The sequence below is a fragment of the Pseudomonas sp. NFACC39-1 genome (assembly GCF_900110355.1).
Classification (GTDB): domain Bacteria; phylum Pseudomonadota; class Gammaproteobacteria; order Pseudomonadales; family Pseudomonadaceae; genus Aquipseudomonas; species Aquipseudomonas tehranensis.
Genome location: NZ_FODL01000002.1, coordinates 462,880 through 480,773, shown reverse-complemented (window position 1 = coordinate 480,773; position 17,894 = coordinate 462,880). Strand labels below are relative to the sequence as shown.

Below are 17,894 nucleotides of genomic sequence, written 5' to 3'. Positions count from 1 at the left end.
GAGGTTTCATTCGAGCATTGCTCATAAAACAACCAACCGGCGCCAGGCCTTATGAAACAAGGGCCACAGGCGGTTGCGCGCACCTTATCCACAGGCGGGTCCACAGCAATCGGGGGCAAGTACAAATCCTACAAGCCGCTGTGCATAAGGCTTTGCGAGGGGTTTGGAAAATTTTTTCCCTTGACCCTGGAATGCAGGTTGTGCAGATCGACTTATCTGCTATAAGCCGACGGTAAAAACAACGATGGCTTCAAGCCAGTAAACTCGGCCCTCAGCGCGGTCTTTCCAGAGTTTAATCACAGACTTATCCACAGGCTTTCGCACAGATTTTCAAGCCTTTTGCGTGACTCATAAAAGTGTTGACAACCCACGCTTGTGCTTGGGCAAAAACGCCTGATCAAAAAACAACCATCAGCCTGAAAGCCCCGTATTCAGAGGCTTTCAGCCAGCTACTCCCACGTTACCCACAGCCGGTTCCACAGCAAACGGGGACAAGTCAAAACCGTGACAAAACAACTGTTTGCGGCGACTTTATGTCGCGGTTTCGCAGGGGCTCAGGATTGTTGTCCACAATTCTTCAGGCCAGCGCAAAACCCTGTGGGAGCGAGCCTGCTCGCGATAGCGGTGAGCCAGTCAGTATCCATGGCACTGACAGACCGCCATCGCGAGCAGGCTCGCTCCCACAAGGGATCCGCGGTGGATTCAAGGGATAAAAAAACCGGCGATCACTCGCCGGTTTTTTTAGTGCTGGCCGGTGTCAATGTCCGCCCAGATACGCGTTGCGCACCTCTTCGTTGACCAGCAGTTCCTTGCCGGTGCCGGTCAGGCGGATTTCACCGTTGACCATCACATAGGCCCGGTCCGACAGCCTGAGGGCGTGGTTGGCGTTCTGCTCCACCAGAAAGATCGTCATGCCGGTGGACGCCAGTTCCCGCAAGGTGGCGAAGATCTGTTTCACCACGATCGGCGCCAGCCCCAGGCTGGGTTCATCGAGCAGCAACAACTTGGGCCGGCTCATCAGCGCCCGAGCGATGGCGAGCATCTGCTGCTCGCCGCCGGACATGGTCATGGCCCGCTGGTTGCGCCGCTCCTTGAGCCGCGGGAACAGCTCGAACATGCGCTGCATGTCTTCGCTGGCGTACTTGTCACCGATGGGAATGGTGCCCATCAACAGGTTTTCCTCAACGGTCATGTCAGGGAATACCCGCCGTCCTTCCGGCGATTGGGCGATGCCGTTGGAGGCAATGTAGTGGGACGACTTGTGCGTGATGTCCACGCCCTGATAGATAATCTGCCCACTTGCCGCTCGCGGCTGGCCAAAAATCGACATCAGCAACGTGGACTTGCCGGCACCGTTGGAGCCAATCAGGCTGACGGTTTCACCTTCCCCAATGTGTATCGAGACTTTTTTCAGGGCCTGGATCGGCCCGTAGAATACGTCCAGCTCCTTGAGTTCGAGGATAGGTCCACTCATACCAGCTCCTCTTCATCGGCACCCAGGTAGGCCGCGATCACCTTCGGATCGTTGCGAATTGCCTCGGGACCGCCCTCGGCGATCACGTTGCCGTGGTCCAGCACCACGATGTGGTCGGAAATGCTCATTACCATGCCCATGTCGTGTTCGATCAGCACCACGGTCAGATCGTGCTCGTCGCGCAGCAGCCGGATCATCGCGCTCAGCGCTTCGGTTTCCTGAGGGTTGAGGCCGGCGGCCGGTTCGTCGAGGCAGATGATCTGCGGGCGGGTGCACATGGCGCGGGCAATTTCCAGGCGCCGTTGCTGGCCGTAGGAAAGTTCGCCCGCCAGCCGGTTGGCGCAATCCACCAGGTCCACCACTTCCAGCCAGTAGAAAGCGTGGTCCAGGGCATCGCTTTCTGCCTGGCGGTAGCCCTTGGTGTTGAGCACGCCTGCCACCAGACTGCGATTGACCCACATGTGCTGGGCCACCAACAGGTTCTCCAGCACGGACATTTCCTTGAACAAACGAATGTTCTGGAAAGTCCGCGCCAGGCCTGCGCGGTTCACCAGGTGGGTGCCGCCGAACATCTTGTAGAACACCCGGCTGGCGAAGGATTTGGGGGACACGAAGTCGGTGGGACGAAACGGCTCGCCCAACAGCTTGATGACATCGGTCCGTTCGCCGCGCACGTTGAGCTCGATTTTGCCCCCCGTGGCCTTGTAGAACCCGGTCAGGCAGTTGAACACCGTGGTCTTGCCCGCACCGTTGGGGCCGATCAGGGCGAAGATCGAGTTGCGTTTGACTTGCAGGCTGACGTCGCTGAGGGCCTTGATCCCACCGAATTGCATCATCAGGTTTTCGACGGACAATACGACTTCGCTCATGGTGCTACTCCCTTACGCGGCGTCACCCCGGTACGACTGATGCGAATCAGGCCGCGAGGGCGCCAGATCATCATCAACACCATCAGCACGCCGAACAGCAGCACCCGGTATTCCGAGAAGCTGCGCAGCAACTCCGGTGCCACGGTGAGGACAAACGCGGCGATGACCACGCCCACCGTCGAGCCCATACCGCCGAGCACCACGATCGCCAAAATCAGCGCCGACTCGAAGAACGTGAACGACGAGGGGTTCACGAAACCTTGGTAACTGGCGAAGAACACACCTGCCAGGCCCGCTGTGGAAGCACCAATGGTGAACGCCGAGAGCTTGACCAGCACGTGGTTCAAACCCATGGAGCGACAGGCGATTTCATCCTCGCGCAGGGCTTCCCAGGCGCGACCGACCGGCATGCGAGTCAGGCGATGCTTGACGTAAAGCACCAGCAGCACGGTGATGAACAGCACGATGTAGATGAACAGGAATTTGACGTTGGGGTTGTAGGCCAGGCCGAAGAACTCGTGGAACGGCACCCCGCCCTCCTTCGCTCGCCGGCCGAACTCCAGGCCAAAGAAAGTCGGTGACGGCACCGGCATGCCGTTCGGCCCGCCGGTAAACGACAGCCAATTGTTGAGTACCAACCGGATGATCTCGCCAAAACCCAAGGTCACGATGGCCAGGTAGTCACCGTGCATTCGCAACACGGGGAATCCTAATATGCACCCGGCCATCGCCGCCGCGATCGCCGCCAGCGGCAGTACCGTCCAGAACCCCAGCCCCAGGTATTGGTAACCCAGCGCCAGGCCATAAGCGCCGATGGCATAGAACGCCACGTAGCCCAGGTCGAGCAGCCCGGCCAGGCCGACCACGATGTTCAGGCCCAGGCCCAGCAATACATAAATCAGCCCGAGGATGACCACCGTGAGCACATATTTGTTGGCGAAAAACGGGAACACGATGGCAATCACGATCAGCAACGGGATGATCCAGCGCAGGCGCGACTTGTAGTCCGGGGGCAGCACATGCACGCCGGAGCTCGTACTTTCGAACCCCTGGAGAATCTTCAGACCCTTGGGGGTTTGCAGAAACAGGCTCAAGGCAAAGCGCCCGGCCATTACGATCGCCACCAGCCAGCCCACCCGGGCCGGCTGCAGGTTGAAGCTGTAGCCGTCGAGCACCACGCCGACAATCGGCCCGAACACGATCAGCGAGATCAGGCCGGCCAGGATCGCGTCGATGACGCTTTTTTTGATTTCAATCGGTTTATTGGCAGCAGACATACTTATACCTTCGCCACGTGTGGGCGACCCAACAGGCCTTGGGGACGGAAAATCAGAATCAGCACCAGCAGGGAGAAACTGAACACGTCTTTGTAGTCAGAGTTGATCAGACCGGCGAACAGCGACTCGGAGATCCCGAGTATGATCCCGCCCAGCATCGCTCCAGGCAGGGAGCCAATGCCGCCGAGTACCGCCGCGGTGAACGCCTTGATGCCGATGATGAAGCCGGCATAGAAGTCAAAGGTGCCGTAATTCATGGTGATCAGCACACCGGCCAGGGCCGCCATGGCCGCACCGATGACGAACACATAGGAAATCACCCGGTCAGTATTGATCCCGAGGATGGAGGCCATCTTGCGGTCTTGCTGGGTGGCGCGGCACATGCGGCCGAGCTTGGTGTACTTGATGATGTAGGCCAGCAAGGCCATCCCGGTGAATGCGGCGATCAAGATGAAAATCTTGGTGTAGGTGAGCTGGACGAAACCGCTGCCGATGTCCACGCGCATGGCGCCTTCGAGCAACGTGGGCACGCCCTGTTGGCGAGCGCCCTGGCTGATCTGGGCATAGTTCTGCAGGATCAGCGAGATACCGATGGCGCTGATCAGCGGCGCCAGGCGAGTGGAGTTGCGCAGGGGCTTATAGGCGACCCGCTCGATCACCCAACCGTAGACGCCGGTCACCACCACGGTGAACACCAGCGTACCGAGAATCATGAGAGGGAAGGATTCGATACCGAACCAGGCCAGCAGAGCCAGACTGATCGCCGCGAGGTACGCAGAGATCATGTAAACCTCGCCGTGGGCGAAGTTGATCATGCCGATGATGCCGTAGACCATTGTGTAGCCGATGGCGATCAGACCATAGACCGACCCGAGGGTCAGGCCATTGATCAGTTGCTGCAGGAAAATACCATCCATAACGCAATCTCACGCATTTGAGAGGCTGCACGCACACCGCTGCGACGGACCGGGGTTCAGCCGCCGACGCTGCACGATGTGCGCGCAGCTCTCGGGAGAAAAGACAGGTACTGCATGAACACGGGTAAATCGCCCGGCACCTGAGGGCGCCGGGTGATTCAACCGTTCATGTCACTTCTGTTTTTCCAACTGATGGTATTTACCTTTATCGTCCCACTGATAGACCACGTAGTCGGAGACTTTCAGGTCACCCTTGGAATCCCACTCTTTCTTACCCATCACGGTCTGGACCGGATTGGCCTTGAGCCATTCGGCCGCGGCTTCGCCGTCATTTTTCTTGGCACCGTTGAAACCGGCAGCCAGGGCCTGGACCGAGGCGTAGGCGTACAGGGTGTAGCCTTCCGGTTCGGTACCCTTGGCACGGAACGCGTCTACCACGGCCTTGCTGTCCGGCAGCAGACGTGGGTCGGCGCCGAAGGTCATGTATACGCCGTCGACAAATTGCGCGCCGCCGGCGGTGGTGACCAGTTCGTCGGTGACGATGCCGTCGTCGGACATGAATTTCACGTCCTTGAGGCCTTGCTCACGCAACTGGCGAACCAGTGGGCCAGCTTCCGGGTGCAGACCGCCGAAATAGACCACGTCGGCACCGGCCGCACGGATCTTGGTGACCACGGCAGCGAAGTCTTTCTCGCCACGGGTCAGGCCTTCGTACAGTACCGGCTCTACGCCACGCTTGACCAACTGCGCCTTGGTCGCATCCGCCAGGCCCTGGCCGTAGGTGTCCTTGTCGTGCAGGACCACCACTTTCTTGCCCTTGAGCACGTCAACGATGTAGTCGCCGGCGACGATGCCCTGCTGGTCGTCACGACCGCACATACGGAACATCGCGCTCAGGCCGCGCTCGGTAACAGCGGGGTTGGTGGAGCCTGGGGTGATGGCGATGATACCGGCATCACCATAAACCTCGGACGCCGGGATGGTGGACGAGGAGCAGAAGTGACCGACCACGCCGAGAACCTTGTCCTGGTCGACAAAGCGGTTGGCCACGGCCACGGCCTGCTTCGGTTCGCAGGCGTCATCGCCCTGTACCAGAACGATTTTCTCGCCGTTTATGCCACCCTTGGCATTGATCTCGTCTGCCGCCGCTTGTGCGCCTTTCATGTACTGCTCGCCAAATGCCGCGTTGGCACCGGTCATCGGACCCGCTACGCCGATCTTGACGTCGGCCTGAGCAAACGCAGAAACACCCAGCGCAGCTGCCACTGCGAGGGCCAGAAAGCCTTTCTTGTAAAACGTCTGGGACATGAGGTGGTGCTCCAAGGTTTTTTTTAGTTGGCACTGCGACTTCACTGAAAAGCTCAGAGCAAGCGCCGTGCCATCGGTTTTTTATTCTGAAAAAAGTCGCTGCTTTATTGTTATTTCGACTGTTTCGAGCCCTTTTTTATTGGGCGTGCAACCGTCTAAATCGCACAAGGTACAACCATAGAAACAAATGGGTACAACCCTCCCTGAGCCATCATTGCAACCATCACACGAAACGACGTGCAACCCAGCTGTAACAACCCGCGTCACCGAACTGCACACTGGCGGTGCACAACTGCTACAACCCGCACCATAACAGGCTAGACGTTGTGGTGGAAAACGAGCGCTGCGGCAACATTTTTCAACATTCAGATCACAATCCGCAGGCACTGGCCGGCGTGATACAGCGAAAAACCCGCTTCATACAAGCAACTGCGCAAGCCTGTCCCGGCCAGGGGCCGCATGGCGGCGAAGGGAATCGGCAACGCGCTGGCGTTGCCATGACACAGATAGTCGGCAAAGGCTTTGCCCACTACTGTGCCAGTCGTCACGCCGCGGCCGTTGTAACCCGTCACGGCCACCAGACCGGGGGCCGGCTCGAACAGGCGCATCAGGTGATCGGGGGTGAAGGCGATACACCCGGTCCAGGTGCATTCCCATTCCACCGGTTTGAGATAAGGGAAGTAGTGCTGTTGCACTCGGTCGGCCCACGCCTTGAGGAACCAGGTGGGCTTGCGATTGCCATTACCCAGGCTGCCCAGCAAGAGACGCCCGTCCTTGTCCCGACGAATGCTGCTCAATACCTGGCGGGTGTCCCACGAGCCCTGGCCGCCCGGCAGAATGCGCTGCGCCGCTTCGTCGGTCAGCGGAGCGGAGGCAACCTGATAGTAATAACCGGGAAAGAAACTGCGCCGCAGCTCGGTCCAGTCACCCTCGGTGTAGGCATTGGACGCGATCACCACTTGCTCGGCCAGTACCGAACCCTGGGCAGTCTGCACCGACCAGCGCTGGCCCTGGCGTTCCAGGCGGGTCACGGGGGAATGATCAAACAACTGGCCGCCAAGATCAGAGGCGGCCTTGGCCAGCCCACTGGTGTAGGCCATCGGATTGAGCGTGCCGGCCCGCCGGTCGAGCAATGCCGCCGCGATTTTCGAGGTGCCCGTGGCCTGGGCACACGCCTGGCCGGTGAGCAACTCCACCGGGGCACCACGACGCTTCCATTGTTCCTCACGGCTGCGCAGGTCCGCTTCGCCCCTGGCGTTGTGGGCCATGTGCAGGGTGCCTTCGCGCCGCAGCTGGCAATCGATGTTGTATTTGTCGACGAGGCTGAACACCAGCGCCGGTGCCGCCCCGAGCATGCGATTGAGCTGACTGCCCACTGCTTCGCCGAAGCCGGCTTCTATCTCGTCCGGCGGGATCCACAAGCCGGCGTTGACCAACCCGACATTGCGCCCCGAGCCACCATGCCCGGCCCGATGAGCCTCCAGCACGGCGACGCGCTTGCCTTGTTCGAGTAAATGCACTGCCGCCGACAAACCGGTAAAACCTGCGCCAATCACGCAGACATCCACCGTGATTTCGCCGGTTAGCGCAGCATTCTCAGGTCTTTGTGGCGTGAGTTTTTCCCACAGACATTCTTCGCGTAACGGCATTGCCAGACTCCGGAAATGAAACCCAACCACTGCACAGTTCAATGGTGGGAGCGGGCTTGCTCGCGAAGACGGCAGACCAGTCGACATTGATGTTGAATGACCGTCCGCTTTCGCGAGCAAGCCCGCTCCCACAGGGGATCTTCATAGGTCGAAGATCCGGTTTCTCAGTCGAAAGTAATCCCCTGCGCCAACGGCAACTCCAGCGAGTAGTTCACGGTGTTGGTCTGGCGACGCATGTAGCCGCGCCATGCATCGGAGCCTGACTCACGTCCGCCGCCGGTCTCTTTCTCGCCGCCGAACGCACCGCCGATTTCCGCGCCGCTCGGGCCGATGTTGACGTTGGCGATGCCGCAGTCGCTGCCCACCGCCGACATGAATTGTTCGGCTTCACGCACGTCCGTAGTGAAGATGCAGGACGACAGGCCTTGAGGCACGGCGTTATTGAGTTCCAGGGCCTGGGCAAAATCCTTGTAGCCGACCACATAAAGGATCGGCGCGAAGGTTTCGTGGCGCACCACATCGCTCTGCTCCGGCATCTCGACGATGGCCGGCGATACGTAATAGGCATTCGGGAACTGGTCTTCCAATTGGCGCTTACCACCAAACACCTTACCGCCTTCGCTCAACGCCTGCTCCAACGCATCCTGCATGCCTTCAAAGCTCTGCTTGTCGATCAGCGGCCCGACCAGGTTGCCTTCCAGCGGATGGCCGATGCGCACTTTCGAATACGCGGCCTTGAGCCGGGTGACAATCTCTTCTTTCACCGACTCATGGGCAATCAGGCGGCGCAGCGTCGTGCAACGTTGGCCGGCGGTGCCGACAGCGCTGAACAGGATGGCGCGCACGGCCATGTCCAGATCGGCGCTGGGGGCCAGGATCATCGCATTGTTACCACCCAGTTCGAGGATGCTGCGGGCAAAGCGCGCGGCAACTTTCGGCGCCACTTCACGGCCCATGCGGGTGCTGCCGGTGGCGCTGATCAACGCCACGCGCGGATCGTCCACCAGCGCTTCACCGGCATCGCGACCGCCAATGATCACTTGACTGAGGTACGGTGGCGCATCGCTGAAGTTCTTCAAGACACGCTCGAACAACGCCTGGCAGGCCAGAGCGGTGAGCGGGGTCTTTTCCGAGGGTTTCCAGATCACCGCGTTACCGCACACCAGGGCCAGCGTGGTGTTCCAGGCCCAGACCGCCACCGGGAAGTTGAAAGCGCTGATCACGCCGACCACGCCCAGCGGGTGCCAGGATTCACGCATGTGGTGGCCCGGACGCTCTGAGGCGATGGTCAGGCCGTACAGCTGACGGGACAGACCGACCGCGAAGTCGCAGATGTCGATCATCTCTTGCACTTCACCCAAACCTTCCTGGGTGATCTTGCCGGCTTCCCACGACACCAGCTCGCCGAGGTCGGCTTTGTATTCGCGCAGCAAGTCACCGAACTGACGCACCAGCTCACCACGACGGGGGGCCGGCACCTGGCGCCACACGTCGAACGCATGCTCGGCGCGACTGACTTGCTGCTCGACCTCTGCGGCGCCTTCCCAGTTCACGGCGCCGATGCGACTGCCGTCGATGGGCGAATGCACCGGTTGTGTGCCGCTCTGGTACAAGGCCGGTTCAACACCCAGGCGATCAAGCAATGCAGCAACCATGGTTAATTCCTCAAACAAAAGACAAAGAATTGGCAGCCGGACGATCACGGCTGATCAGACCTGTAGTTGTAGCTGGCCCGAGACTTGCCAACAAACGACCTTTAAGCGAGATATCATTCCGTTTATTCATGCTGGCCATGACCGGATAAGCAGAGCCACAAGAAATAAGGCCTCATCATGATCAATAAACGCTATCTGCCGTCGATCACGGCGCTACAGTGCTTCGAAGCGGTGACCCGCCACCTGAGCTTCACTCGCGCCGCCGAAGAGCTGAACCTGACGCAGAGCGCGGTCAGCAAACAGGTCGCACAGTTGGAAGAACTGCTACAGCATTTGCTGTTTCGCCGCGTACGTCGACGCTTGCAGCTGACACCGGCCGGGGATTTGTACCTGGGGGAGGTACGAAAAATCCTTACGCAGGTGGAGATGTCGACCCACTACTTGCGCTCCTACGGCGGCGATACCGAAGTCCTACGGGTTTCCACGCCGCCAACCTTCGGAGCTCGCTGGCTGGTCCCACGGCTCAAAGGCTGGCGCCTGCGGCACCCGAAAATTCATCTGGACCTGTGCAGCGAGCAGGAGTCCGACGACTTGCTCCAGGGGCGCAGCGACCTGGCGTTCTATTTCGGCCAGGGCTCACGGCCCGGCGCCGAATCCCTGAAACTGTTCGGCGAAGAACTGGTGCCGGTCTGCGCGCCTGGCAATCTGCCGGCCCAGCCCTTCAGCGACCCAACGCAACTGGCCGATCTGGTGCTGCTGCAAAACGCCTCACGCCCCCAGGCTTGGCACGATTGGTTCGCCAGCCAGGGTTATCACACCGAACACAGCTACCACGGGCCGCGCTTCGAAACTTTCTACATGTGCATCCGGGCCGCCCAGGTTGGCTGCGGCGTCGCCCTGCTGCCGCGCTTTCTGGTGGAAGAAGAACTGGCTGACGGCAAGCTGGTGATCCCCTGGCACTATGCGATGCCCAGTACCGATGCCTATTACCTGGCCTATCCTGAGCATTCGGCGGAAGTGCCCAAGGTGCGGCTATTTGTGGAGTGGATGCTGGAGCAGACCCAGACCCCTGATACAGCGTAGAGACTGCGACCTGCGCGAACCCTGTGGCGAGGGGATTTATCCCCGCTGGGCGCGTCGCGCCCCATTATTCTGGGGCCTGCTGCGCAGTCCAGCGGGGATAAATCCCCTCGCCACAGATAAATCTTTTGCCACAAAGAAACAGTGACGAAAAATCGCTGGCAATACTCCCCAGGGTTATGCGCCACTAGCCCCTTCACCACCAACCGCTGCACCCCGCTGCCCGCCGCAGCGGCCTGTCTGGAGATTCCCGCCATGAGCGAGAGTGTGTTTGCCGATCGCATCGTGCAGAACCTGCTCGACACCGACTTCTACAAGCTGACGATGATGCAGGCGGTGCTGCACAACTACCCCAACGTCGAAGTCGAATGGGAATTTCGCTGCCGCAACAGCGAAGACCTGCGCCCGTATCTGGCGGAGATCCGCTTTCAGATCGAACGCTTGGCCGAGCTGAGCCTGAGCGTCGACCAGTTGGGCTTCCTGGAGCGCATCAGCTTCCTCAAACCCGATTTCCTGCGCTTTCTAGGCCTGTTCCGTTTCAATCTGCGCTATGTACACACCGGCATCGAGAACGGCGAGCTGTTTATCCGCCTGCGTGGGCCATGGTTGCATGTGATTCTGTTCGAAGTGCCGCTGCTGGCCATTGTCAGCGAAGTGCGCAATCGCTATCGCTACCGCGAGATCGTTCTGGAACAGGCGCGCGAACAGCTGTATCGCAAGTTCGACTGGCTGACCGCCAACGCCAGCGCCGACGAATTATCCGAACTGCAAGTCGCGGACTTCGGCACCCGTCGGCGGTTCTCCTACCGCGTTCAGGAAGAAGTGGTCAACGTGCTCAAGCACGATTTCCCCGGGCGTTTCGTCGGCACCAGCAATGTGCACCTGTCCCGGGAGCTGGACATGAAACCCCTGGGCACCATGGCCCACGAATGGATCATGGCCCATCAGCAACTGGGCCCGCGGCTGATCGACAGTCAGATCGCTGCCCTCGATTGCTGGGTGCGTGAGTACCGGGGCCTGCTGGGAATCGCACTGACCGATTGCATCACCATGGACGCTTTCCTCAAGGACTTCGATCTGTTCTTCGCCAAGCTGTTCGACGGCTTGCGCCATGACTCCGGGGACCCGGTCATCTGGGCTGAAAAAGCCATTGCTCACTACCACAAGCTCGGTATCGACCCGATGAGCAAGACACTGGTGTTCTCCGATAGCCTGACGCTGCCCAAATGCCTGGAGATTTTTCGGGCATTGCGTGGTCGCATTAATGTCAGCTTCGGTATCGGCACCAACCTGACATGTGACATCCCGGGTGTGGAGCCGATGAGCATCGTGCTTAAAATGATCAGCTGTGACGGGCAACCCGTGGCCAAGATTTCAGACGAGCCCGGCAAGACCCACTGCAAAGACCCGAATTTCGTCGCGTACATGCGACACGTTTTCCAAGTACCTGCCGCCCTTTGACACACCAAGCAAGGAGTGAATTCATGCAAGCCGTACAGCGTGAGATTGCTGAACAGCTCAAGGTTCAGCCACCGTTCGCCGATGACGCCGCCCTCAAGGCCGAAGTCGCTCGTCGGGTGGGCTTTATCCAGGATTGTCTGGTCAACTCCGGACTCAAGACCCTCGTACTGGGCATCAGCGGCGGGGTCGATTCGCTGACCGCCGGCCTGCTGGCCCAACGTGCAGCGCGCGAACTGCGGGAGAAAACCGGCAACGCCGCCTACAAGTTCATTGCCGTGCGCCTGCCGTACGAAACCCAGTTCGACGAACATGAAGCCCAGGCCTGCGTGGACTTCATCGAGCCGGACGAGCGCCATACCGTCAACATCGGTCCGGCAGTCAAGGCACTGGCCAAGGAAGTGCTGGCGTTCGAAGGCAAAGGGCCGGGCTCCCGGGATTTCGTGCTGGGCAATACCAAGGCGCGGATGCGCATGGTGGCGCAGTACACCATCGCCGGTGCCGAGCAAGGCCTGGTGATCGGCACCGACCATGCGGCCGAAGCCGTGATGGGTTTTTTCACCAAGTTCGGTGACGGCGCCTGTGACCTGGCCCCGTTGAGCGGCCTGGTGAAAAACCAGGTTCGGGCCATCGCCCGAGACTTCGGCGCGCCAGAATCGCTGGTGGAAAAAGTCCCCACTGCCGACCTCGAAGACCTGTCGCCCGGCAAGCCCGACGAAGCCGCCCACGGCGTGACCTATGGCGAGATCGATGCATTCCTGCATGGGCTGCCGGTGCGCGAAGAAGCGGCTCGAATCATTTGCGAGACCTATCGCAAGACCGAGCACAAGCGGGTGATGCCGTACGCCCCTTGATCGCCGCTATGGTCGCCATTCCTTTGTGGGAGCGGGCTTGCTCGCGAAGACGTCGGCACGGTCAACATTGAGGTTGCCTGAACCACCGCCTTCGCGAGCAAGCCCGCTCCCACAGGGGTTATTTGGCATAAAAAAAGCGCCCTGCGATGGGGCGCTTTTTTATGCTTGAAGGTTTACTTCAGGGTAACGGTGCCTTTCATCATCGAGATGTGGCCCGGGAACGAGCAGAAGAAACCGTATTTCTCATCGCCGCTCAGTTTCGACACATCGAACGTCACCGAGTCAGTTTCCTTGGCCCCAATGAGTTTGGTGTGGGCGATGATGCGGGTATCACCTTCTTTCAGGTAATCCTTGTCGATGCCCGCTTTCAGGCCATCGGAAGCAATGGCCGGCATGTCAACCTCTTTGCTCAGGACCCAGTTATGGCCCATGACGTTCTTCGGCAAGTTGCCCGAGTGGGTCAGTTCAACAGTGAAAGTCTTGCAGCTCTTGTCGATCTCGATGGCCTTGGTGCTGAAGGACATCTGGTCGGTCGAGTCGATGGTAGTCTTGCACTCGGCTGCCATCAGCTGGCTGCTGGCCAGCGTCAACAGGGATACTGCAGCAAGTTTGGCAAACATGGTGAATCTCCAAGGCATGGTTAGAAAAATTCCGTCAATGGGGAAGACTGCCTGAATTTCAGACAAGTTCCTATGACCTGAGTCAAAGATTGTATACAACTTAAGGCTATCAGCCTGATGAGCATAATCAACCAGCCAAAGGTATGAGGCGCCCCTATGATCGGCTCCATCACCTCTCTGGAGTACCGCATCATGAACCTCAACAGCCTGCTGTGCAGCCTGCTTGCCGCCTACGCCTGCGGTGCCAGTGGCACCTACGAAAAACCCCAGCGCGAGGTTTAATTTGCTTTGCGCAACCAAAGCCAGGCTTTACTCTGGTCCCGTTACTGACCACGGAGTAAGGCATGTCTTTAGCGTCTGTTTGTGTATTTTGCGGCGCCAGCACCGGTAGCCACCCCGCCTATCGTGAAGCGGCGCAGGCCTTGGGGCGCGCGTTGGCGGAACGAAAGCTGACCCTGGTCTATGGCGGCGGCGCGGTCGGCCTGATGGGCATCGTCGCCGATGCAGCCCTGGCGGCCGGCGGCGAAGTGATCGGCATCATCCCGCAGAGCCTCAAAGACAAGGAAATCGGCCACAGCGGCCTCACCCGCCTGGAAATCGTGGACGGCATGCACGCGCGCAAGGCGCGCATGGCTCAGCTCAGCGATGCTTTCATCGCCCTGCCTGGCGGCCTTGGCACGCTGGAGGAGTTGTTCGAAGTCTGGACCTGGGGCCAGCTCGGCTATCACGGCAAACCGCTGGGGCTGCTGGAAGTGAACGGTTTCTACAGCAAACTCACCGGTTTTCTTGATCATATCGTCGGCGAAGGCTTCGTCCGTGAGCCCCACCGTGACATGCTGCAAGTGAGCGAATCACCCCACCACCTGCTCGATGCGCTGGATGAATGGCAACCGTCGGTGCAGCCAAAGTGGGCCGAACAAAAACCCAGCTAACGGCTCGACCCCGATACAGGGCAGAATACGCGCCGCTCAACCTCACCTTCGACCCCAGAGGATCGCCCATGGCCAAACCCAATTATTCCTTCGCCAAACGTCAGAGAGACTTGGCCAAGGAGCAGAAGAAAGAGGAAAAGCTTCAGCGCAAGAAAGCTACCGCTGAAGAAGAAGCAGCAGCACTGACCCCGGATACCGAAGGCGACGTGTCAGCAGACGTTGATGTTGATGCACCGAAAGATCAGACGCCCGACGCCTGATACCCTCAGGGCCCGATGATCTGATCCGGCCCCCCGGTTCTGTGTCCAGGGTCGGCAGCCTCGCTGCCGGCCCTCACAGCCCAGTCCGTTCGCACACCGGGATCTGTTTACGATTCAAGCGGCATCACCGTCACCCGCACTTCGGGGTCATGATCCCCGCCGCCCAGAATCACTCCTCGCAACGGCGACACATCGGAAAAATCCCGGCCCCAGGCCAGCGTGATGTGTTCCAGCGCCGGCTGCACATTGTTGGTCGGGTCGAAGTCCACCCAGCCCAGCACTGGGCAAAACACCGAGATCCAGGCGTGCGAGGCATCGGCACCGATCAACCGTGGCTGACCCGGCGGTGGTTGAGTCAACAGGTAGCCGCTGACATAACGCGCCGCCAACCCGCGGGAGCGCACGCAGGCCAGCATCAGGTGGGCAAAGTCCTGGCAAACACCCCGCCGCCGCTCCAGCACCTCCACCAGCGGCGTTGCCACCTGGGTGGCTTCGGCATCGAAGGTGAACTCTTCGAATATCTTTTCCATCAGCGCCCGCACGCCGAGCATCAATGGGCGCCCCGGCGCGAAACAGCTTTCGGAAAACTCGACGAAGCTGCGCTTGAGGTGCACATAGGGTGACTCGAAACGATAGCGGCAGGCATCCAGTAAGGGAGCAGCCAGTGGCCGGCCGCTGTAGGTCAACGCATGACAGGTTGACTCCCAGGCGGGGGACAAACTGAAGTCCAGCACAGGACGCGCCAACACTTCCACGCTCAGACGCGCGTTGACCAGCAACTCGTCATGGGGCCGTTCGAACGCCAGGCGGGTCAGTGGGTTGCCGAACACATCCAGCTCATCGCGGCGGGTCGTCGGCTCCGGGCTGATCAACAACTGCTGCTCGGTGCAACGCTGCCACTCACAGGGGCGCGGCCACAGATGAGCAAGCTGCTGGGCCAGGGAAACCGGGCTGTCGTAATGGTAGTGGGTGTCGTGGAAAATCTGGTAACGAGCGCTCATCAGACGGACACCGTGCGCTGGCTGACGTCATCGACGTGAGCGAAATGACGCAAGGCCAGGCGATCGGACACCTGGCCGCTGACATCGGCCACTTCCTGCAACAGATCGGCCAAGCCATCGAGGGCTGCGCGCAGGCTGGCTTCGCCGAACAGCGGACTCTCCAGGCAACGCAGGTCAAAGCATGACAGGCGAGCGACCAGCTCTGGCAAGGCGGTTTCCCTCGGCGCGCCAAAGTCATCGTTCAAGCGCTTGAGGGTACGGGCCACCAGTTTCAACTGGAAGAGCACCGCGTGAGGGTTTTGTTCGTCCAGCAACAGCAGGTCAAGCACCGGGATCAACTGAGCCACCGCCAGGTAACGCGAACGATAGGTGATGCTGCTGTTGCCCAGCTCCAGCAGCCAGTCCAGTCCGGCCTGGTCGAACACCGCATCACCGCGCAGGAACGCCGCCAGGCTGCTGCTGAGAAATTGCAGGCGCTCCAGGCGACGACCGATCATCAGGAAACGCCAGCCCTCGTCGCGGGTCATGTCGTCCAAAGCGAACCCGGACAACGCCGCCAGGGACATCACCAAACGGTTGAGAAAATCCAGCAACTCACCGAAATCCGGCTCCGCGGTTTCCAGTTCCATGGCTTCGCGCTGCAACTCCACCAGTGCCTGCCAGTTCTCCCGGGACAGCTTGCCGCGAACCTGAGAGGCCGCCCACTGCAATCGCTGCAGGTTGGAACGCAGGCTGAACGACCAATCGTCCCCCAACAACGCCGCCAGCAGTCGCTCGGGCAGCTCACCCTCCTCTGGCAACAGCATCAGGCTTTCCCCCAGGGACACCGCCGACTGCAGCGCTTGCGGGTCGTCGCCATCGACATAGCGCGCCAGCATGATCCGCAGCAGCCGCGCGCTGTCGTCACAGCGCTCGCAGTAGCGACCGAACCAGAACAGATTTTCCACGACGCGGGACGGCAGGTAGGGATCACGTCGAACCAGATCGTGGACGCCCACGGTTCGCTGGGCCTTCCATTGTTCGCCACTGGGCGCCTGTTCTCCCAGGACCCAAGTGTCCTTGCTGGCGCCGCCTCGCTGCATCGATACCACTTCGGCGTCGGCCTCGGCCGCCACGCGGGTCAGGCCGCCCGGCAGCACCCGATAGTCATCCTCTCCGGAAACGGCATACACGCGCATGCCGATGGCCCGCGGCTGAAGCTGACCGTCTTCGGCCTGCCAGACCGGTGCCTGGGACAGCTGCGCCAGTTCCTGGGCGACATAGGCGTAGGGACGCGCCTGCATGCGCGCGGCCAGAAGTGCACGCTGTTGTTCGTTCAGGTCGCGCCCCAATACCGGGCTGAAGCTTTGGGAAGGAAACGCCGGTTTGATCAGCAAATGCGGCAGTTTTTCCAAGGCCTGGGCCAGGACCGGCGGCTCACCGCACCACCAGGTGGCGATGGACGGCAGTATCAGTTCCTCACCGAACAGAAACTGGCTGATCTTGGGCAAAAAGCCCAACAGGCCCGGTGATTCCAGCACGCCGCTGCCCAAGGCATTGGCCACCAGCACCCGGCCCTGGCGCACCGCCTCCAACAATCCCGGTACACCCAGGGCCGAATCGGTGCGCAGCTCCAGCGGGTCGCAGAAATCATCGTCGAGCCGGCGCATGATGGCGTGGACCCGTCGTAGCCCGCTCAGGGTCTTGAGGTAAACCGTGGCGTCGCGCACGGTCAGGTCGCTGCCTTCCACCAGCGGATAGCCCAGCTGGCGCGCCAGGTAAAGGTGTTCGAAATAGCTTTCGTTGAACCGCCCGGGCGTCAACAGCACCACCAGCGGCGACTCGCCATCACTGGGGGCCTGACGCGCAAGGGTCTGCTGCAAGGTGCGGAAGAAACCGGCCAGGTGCTTGACCTTCAGGTCACGATACAAGTCGGGAAAGGCCCGGGAGACGATCATGCGATTTTCCAGCGCATACCCGGCCCCCGACGGCGCCTGGGTCCGATCCGCCGTGACCCACCAGCGACCGTCGGGCGCACGGGCCAGGTCTACGGCATACAGGTGCAGGAAAATGCCGTCCGGCGGCGTGATGCCCTGACACGGCCAGAGAAAATTGTTGTGCCCGAACACCAGTTCCGCCGGCAGCAGCCCCTCACTGATCAGCCGCTGCGGCCCGTACAGGTCGGCCAGCACCGCATTGAGCAGACGTGCACGCTGGGCGATGCCCGCCGACAGTTGCTTCCACTCCTGCGCATCGATCACATGGGGCAGCAGGTCCAGCTCCCACGGCCGGTCGGCGCCCTTCGGGTCCGCATAGACGTTGTAAGTGACACCGTTTTCCTGGATCTGCCGGGCCAACAGTGCCTGACGCTGGAGCAGTTGGGCCGGCGTACTGCGCTGCAAATGGTCGAGCAGGCGGCGCCAGTGCTCGCGCACCGCGCCGCTGTCGTCCAACAGTTCGTGATAGGTGCCCGTCGTCAGCGGGTAACGGTCAAGCAGGTCAGGCATGGAAAGCTCGGCAGACAGCAATGAAACGTGAGACTAGCGCAAGCGCATGACGCC

The 17,894-nt window shown here is 60.5% G+C and carries 16 protein-coding genes; 6 read left to right on the top strand and 10 right to left on the bottom strand.

Going from position 1 to position 17,894, the window contains the following annotated elements; translation table 11 throughout:
• Positions 1-757: 757 nt before the first annotated feature.
• The 7 genes from BMY45_RS06440 to BMY45_RS06410 all read right to left on the bottom strand — a co-directional run bounded on the left by BMY45_RS06440 (position 758) and on the right by BMY45_RS06410 (position 9,149).
• Positions 758-1,474: an ABC transporter ATP-binding protein gene (locus tag BMY45_RS06440; RefSeq protein ID WP_092395796.1), complete on the bottom strand. Its 717-nt coding sequence runs from the start codon at positions 1,472-1,474 to the stop codon at positions 758-760.
• A complete protein-coding gene (locus tag BMY45_RS06435; RefSeq protein ID WP_092395794.1) occupies positions 1,471-2,343 on the bottom strand; it encodes an ABC transporter ATP-binding protein in 873 nt (290 codons plus the stop codon). The genes BMY45_RS06440 and BMY45_RS06435 overlap by 4 nt, the downstream gene beginning before the upstream one ends.
• Positions 2,340-3,620, bottom strand: coding sequence for a high-affinity branched-chain amino acid ABC transporter permease LivM (gene livM, locus BMY45_RS06430; RefSeq protein ID WP_092395792.1), 1,281 nt, complete (start codon positions 3,618-3,620; stop codon positions 2,340-2,342). The genes BMY45_RS06435 and livM overlap by 4 nt, the downstream gene beginning before the upstream one ends.
• A gap of 2 nt (positions 3,621-3,622) precedes the next feature.
• Positions 3,623-4,537 carry an ABC transporter permease subunit gene (locus BMY45_RS06425; protein ID WP_092395790.1) on the bottom strand — a complete coding sequence of 305 codons (915 nt, stop codon included), beginning with the start codon at positions 4,535-4,537 and terminating at the stop codon, positions 3,623-3,625.
• A 171-nt stretch (positions 4,538-4,708) separates the two neighbouring features.
• On the bottom strand, positions 4,709-5,845 hold the full coding sequence (locus BMY45_RS06420) for a branched-chain amino acid ABC transporter substrate-binding protein (protein ID WP_092395788.1): 1,137 nt from the start codon (positions 5,843-5,845) through the stop codon (positions 4,709-4,711).
• A 365-nt stretch (positions 5,846-6,210) separates the two neighbouring features.
• Positions 6,211-7,494 (bottom strand): L-pipecolate oxidase, encoded by a 1,284-nt coding sequence (locus BMY45_RS06415; RefSeq protein ID WP_092395786.1) that lies wholly within the window; start codon positions 7,492-7,494, stop codon positions 6,211-6,213.
• Positions 7,495-7,658: 164 nt separating this feature from the next.
• Complete coding sequence (locus BMY45_RS06410) at positions 7,659-9,149, bottom strand: L-piperidine-6-carboxylate dehydrogenase (RefSeq protein ID WP_092395784.1); 1,491 nt, start codon at positions 9,147-9,149, stop codon at positions 7,659-7,661.
• A 177-nt stretch (positions 9,150-9,326) separates the two neighbouring features.
• Here BMY45_RS06410 and BMY45_RS06405 point away from each other — a divergent pair, with 177 nt between their 5' ends.
• The 3 genes from BMY45_RS06405 to nadE all read left to right on the top strand — a co-directional run bounded on the left by BMY45_RS06405 (position 9,327) and on the right by nadE (position 12,541).
• Entirely contained in the window at positions 9,327-10,232 is a 906-nt protein-coding gene (locus BMY45_RS06405) for a LysR family transcriptional regulator (protein ID WP_092395782.1), read from the top strand.
• A gap of 252 nt (positions 10,233-10,484) precedes the next feature.
• Entirely contained in the window at positions 10,485-11,690 is a 1,206-nt protein-coding gene (gene pncB, locus BMY45_RS06400; RefSeq protein ID WP_047227331.1) for a nicotinate phosphoribosyltransferase, read from the top strand.
• Positions 11,691-11,713: 23 nt separating this feature from the next.
• Entirely contained in the window at positions 11,714-12,541 is an 828-nt protein-coding gene (gene nadE, locus BMY45_RS06395) for an ammonia-dependent NAD(+) synthetase (protein WP_047227330.1), read from the top strand.
• A gap of 173 nt (positions 12,542-12,714) precedes the next feature.
• Here nadE and azu read toward each other — a convergent pair whose 3' ends face one another.
• A complete protein-coding gene (gene azu, locus BMY45_RS06390) occupies positions 12,715-13,161 on the bottom strand; it encodes an azurin (protein WP_092395780.1) in 447 nt (148 codons plus the stop codon).
• Between the two features lie 156 nt (positions 13,162-13,317).
• On the opposite strand from azu, the gene BMY45_RS28325 reads away from it, so the two are divergent.
• From BMY45_RS28325 to BMY45_RS06380, 3 genes are all read left to right on the top strand, one after another.
• Positions 13,318-13,443, top strand: a complete 126-nt coding sequence (locus tag BMY45_RS28325; RefSeq protein WP_256244068.1) for a hypothetical protein — start codon at positions 13,318-13,320, stop codon at positions 13,441-13,443.
• Between the two features lie 62 nt (positions 13,444-13,505).
• The gene (locus tag BMY45_RS06385) at positions 13,506-14,093 is read left to right on the top strand and encodes an LOG family protein (protein ID WP_092395778.1); all 588 of its coding nucleotides are present in this window, start codon (positions 13,506-13,508) and stop codon (positions 14,091-14,093) included.
• Between the two features lie 68 nt (positions 14,094-14,161).
• Positions 14,162-14,353 carry a hypothetical protein gene (locus tag BMY45_RS06380; protein WP_092395776.1) on the top strand — a complete coding sequence of 64 codons (192 nt, stop codon included), beginning with the start codon at positions 14,162-14,164 and terminating at the stop codon, positions 14,351-14,353.
• A gap of 107 nt (positions 14,354-14,460) precedes the next feature.
• Here the strand turns inward: BMY45_RS06380 and BMY45_RS06375 are convergent, their stop codons facing one another.
• Complete coding sequence (locus BMY45_RS06375) at positions 14,461-15,354, bottom strand: transglutaminase family protein (protein ID WP_092395774.1); 894 nt, start codon at positions 15,352-15,354, stop codon at positions 14,461-14,463.
• Positions 15,354-17,840 (bottom strand): circularly permuted type 2 ATP-grasp protein, encoded by a 2,487-nt coding sequence (locus BMY45_RS06370; protein WP_092395772.1) that lies wholly within the window; start codon positions 17,838-17,840, stop codon positions 15,354-15,356. The genes BMY45_RS06375 and BMY45_RS06370 overlap by 1 nt, the downstream gene beginning before the upstream one ends.
• Between the last annotated feature and the right edge of the window lie 54 nt (positions 17,841-17,894).

Coding starts and splice junctions, on each gene's coding strand:
- BMY45_RS28325 (WP_256244068.1), top strand. CDS start 13,318: ATGATCGGCTCCATCACCTCTCTGGAGTACCGCATCATGAACCTCAAC.
- BMY45_RS06380 (WP_092395776.1), top strand. CDS start 14,162: ATGGCCAAACCCAATTATTCCTTCGCCAAACGTCAGAGAGACTTGGCC.
- BMY45_RS06410 (WP_092395784.1), bottom strand. CDS start 9,149: ATGGTTGCTGCATTGCTTGATCGCCTGGGTGTTGAACCGGCCTTGTAC.
- BMY45_RS06425 (WP_092395790.1), bottom strand. CDS start 4,537: ATGGATGGTATTTTCCTGCAGCAACTGATCAATGGCCTGACCCTCGGG.
- pncB (WP_047227331.1), top strand. CDS start 10,485: ATGAGCGAGAGTGTGTTTGCCGATCGCATCGTGCAGAACCTGCTCGAC.
- BMY45_RS06375 (WP_092395774.1), bottom strand. CDS start 15,354: ATGAGCGCTCGTTACCAGATTTTCCACGACACCCACTACCATTACGAC.
- azu (WP_092395780.1), bottom strand. CDS start 13,161: ATGTTTGCCAAACTTGCTGCAGTATCCCTGTTGACGCTGGCCAGCAGC.
- BMY45_RS06385 (WP_092395778.1), top strand. CDS start 13,506: ATGTCTTTAGCGTCTGTTTGTGTATTTTGCGGCGCCAGCACCGGTAGC.
- nadE (WP_047227330.1), top strand. CDS start 11,714: ATGCAAGCCGTACAGCGTGAGATTGCTGAACAGCTCAAGGTTCAGCCA.
- BMY45_RS06440 (WP_092395796.1), bottom strand. CDS start 1,474: ATGAGTGGACCTATCCTCGAACTCAAGGAGCTGGACGTATTCTACGGG.
- BMY45_RS06370 (WP_092395772.1), bottom strand. CDS start 17,840: ATGCCTGACCTGCTTGACCGTTACCCGCTGACGACGGGCACCTATCAC.
- BMY45_RS06415 (WP_092395786.1), bottom strand. CDS start 7,494: ATGCCGTTACGCGAAGAATGTCTGTGGGAAAAACTCACGCCACAAAGA.
- livM (WP_092395792.1), bottom strand. CDS start 3,620: ATGTCTGCTGCCAATAAACCGATTGAAATCAAAAAAAGCGTCATCGAC.
- BMY45_RS06405 (WP_092395782.1), top strand. CDS start 9,327: ATGATCAATAAACGCTATCTGCCGTCGATCACGGCGCTACAGTGCTTC.
- BMY45_RS06435 (WP_092395794.1), bottom strand. CDS start 2,343: ATGAGCGAAGTCGTATTGTCCGTCGAAAACCTGATGATGCAATTCGGT.
- BMY45_RS06420 (WP_092395788.1), bottom strand. CDS start 5,845: ATGTCCCAGACGTTTTACAAGAAAGGCTTTCTGGCCCTCGCAGTGGCA.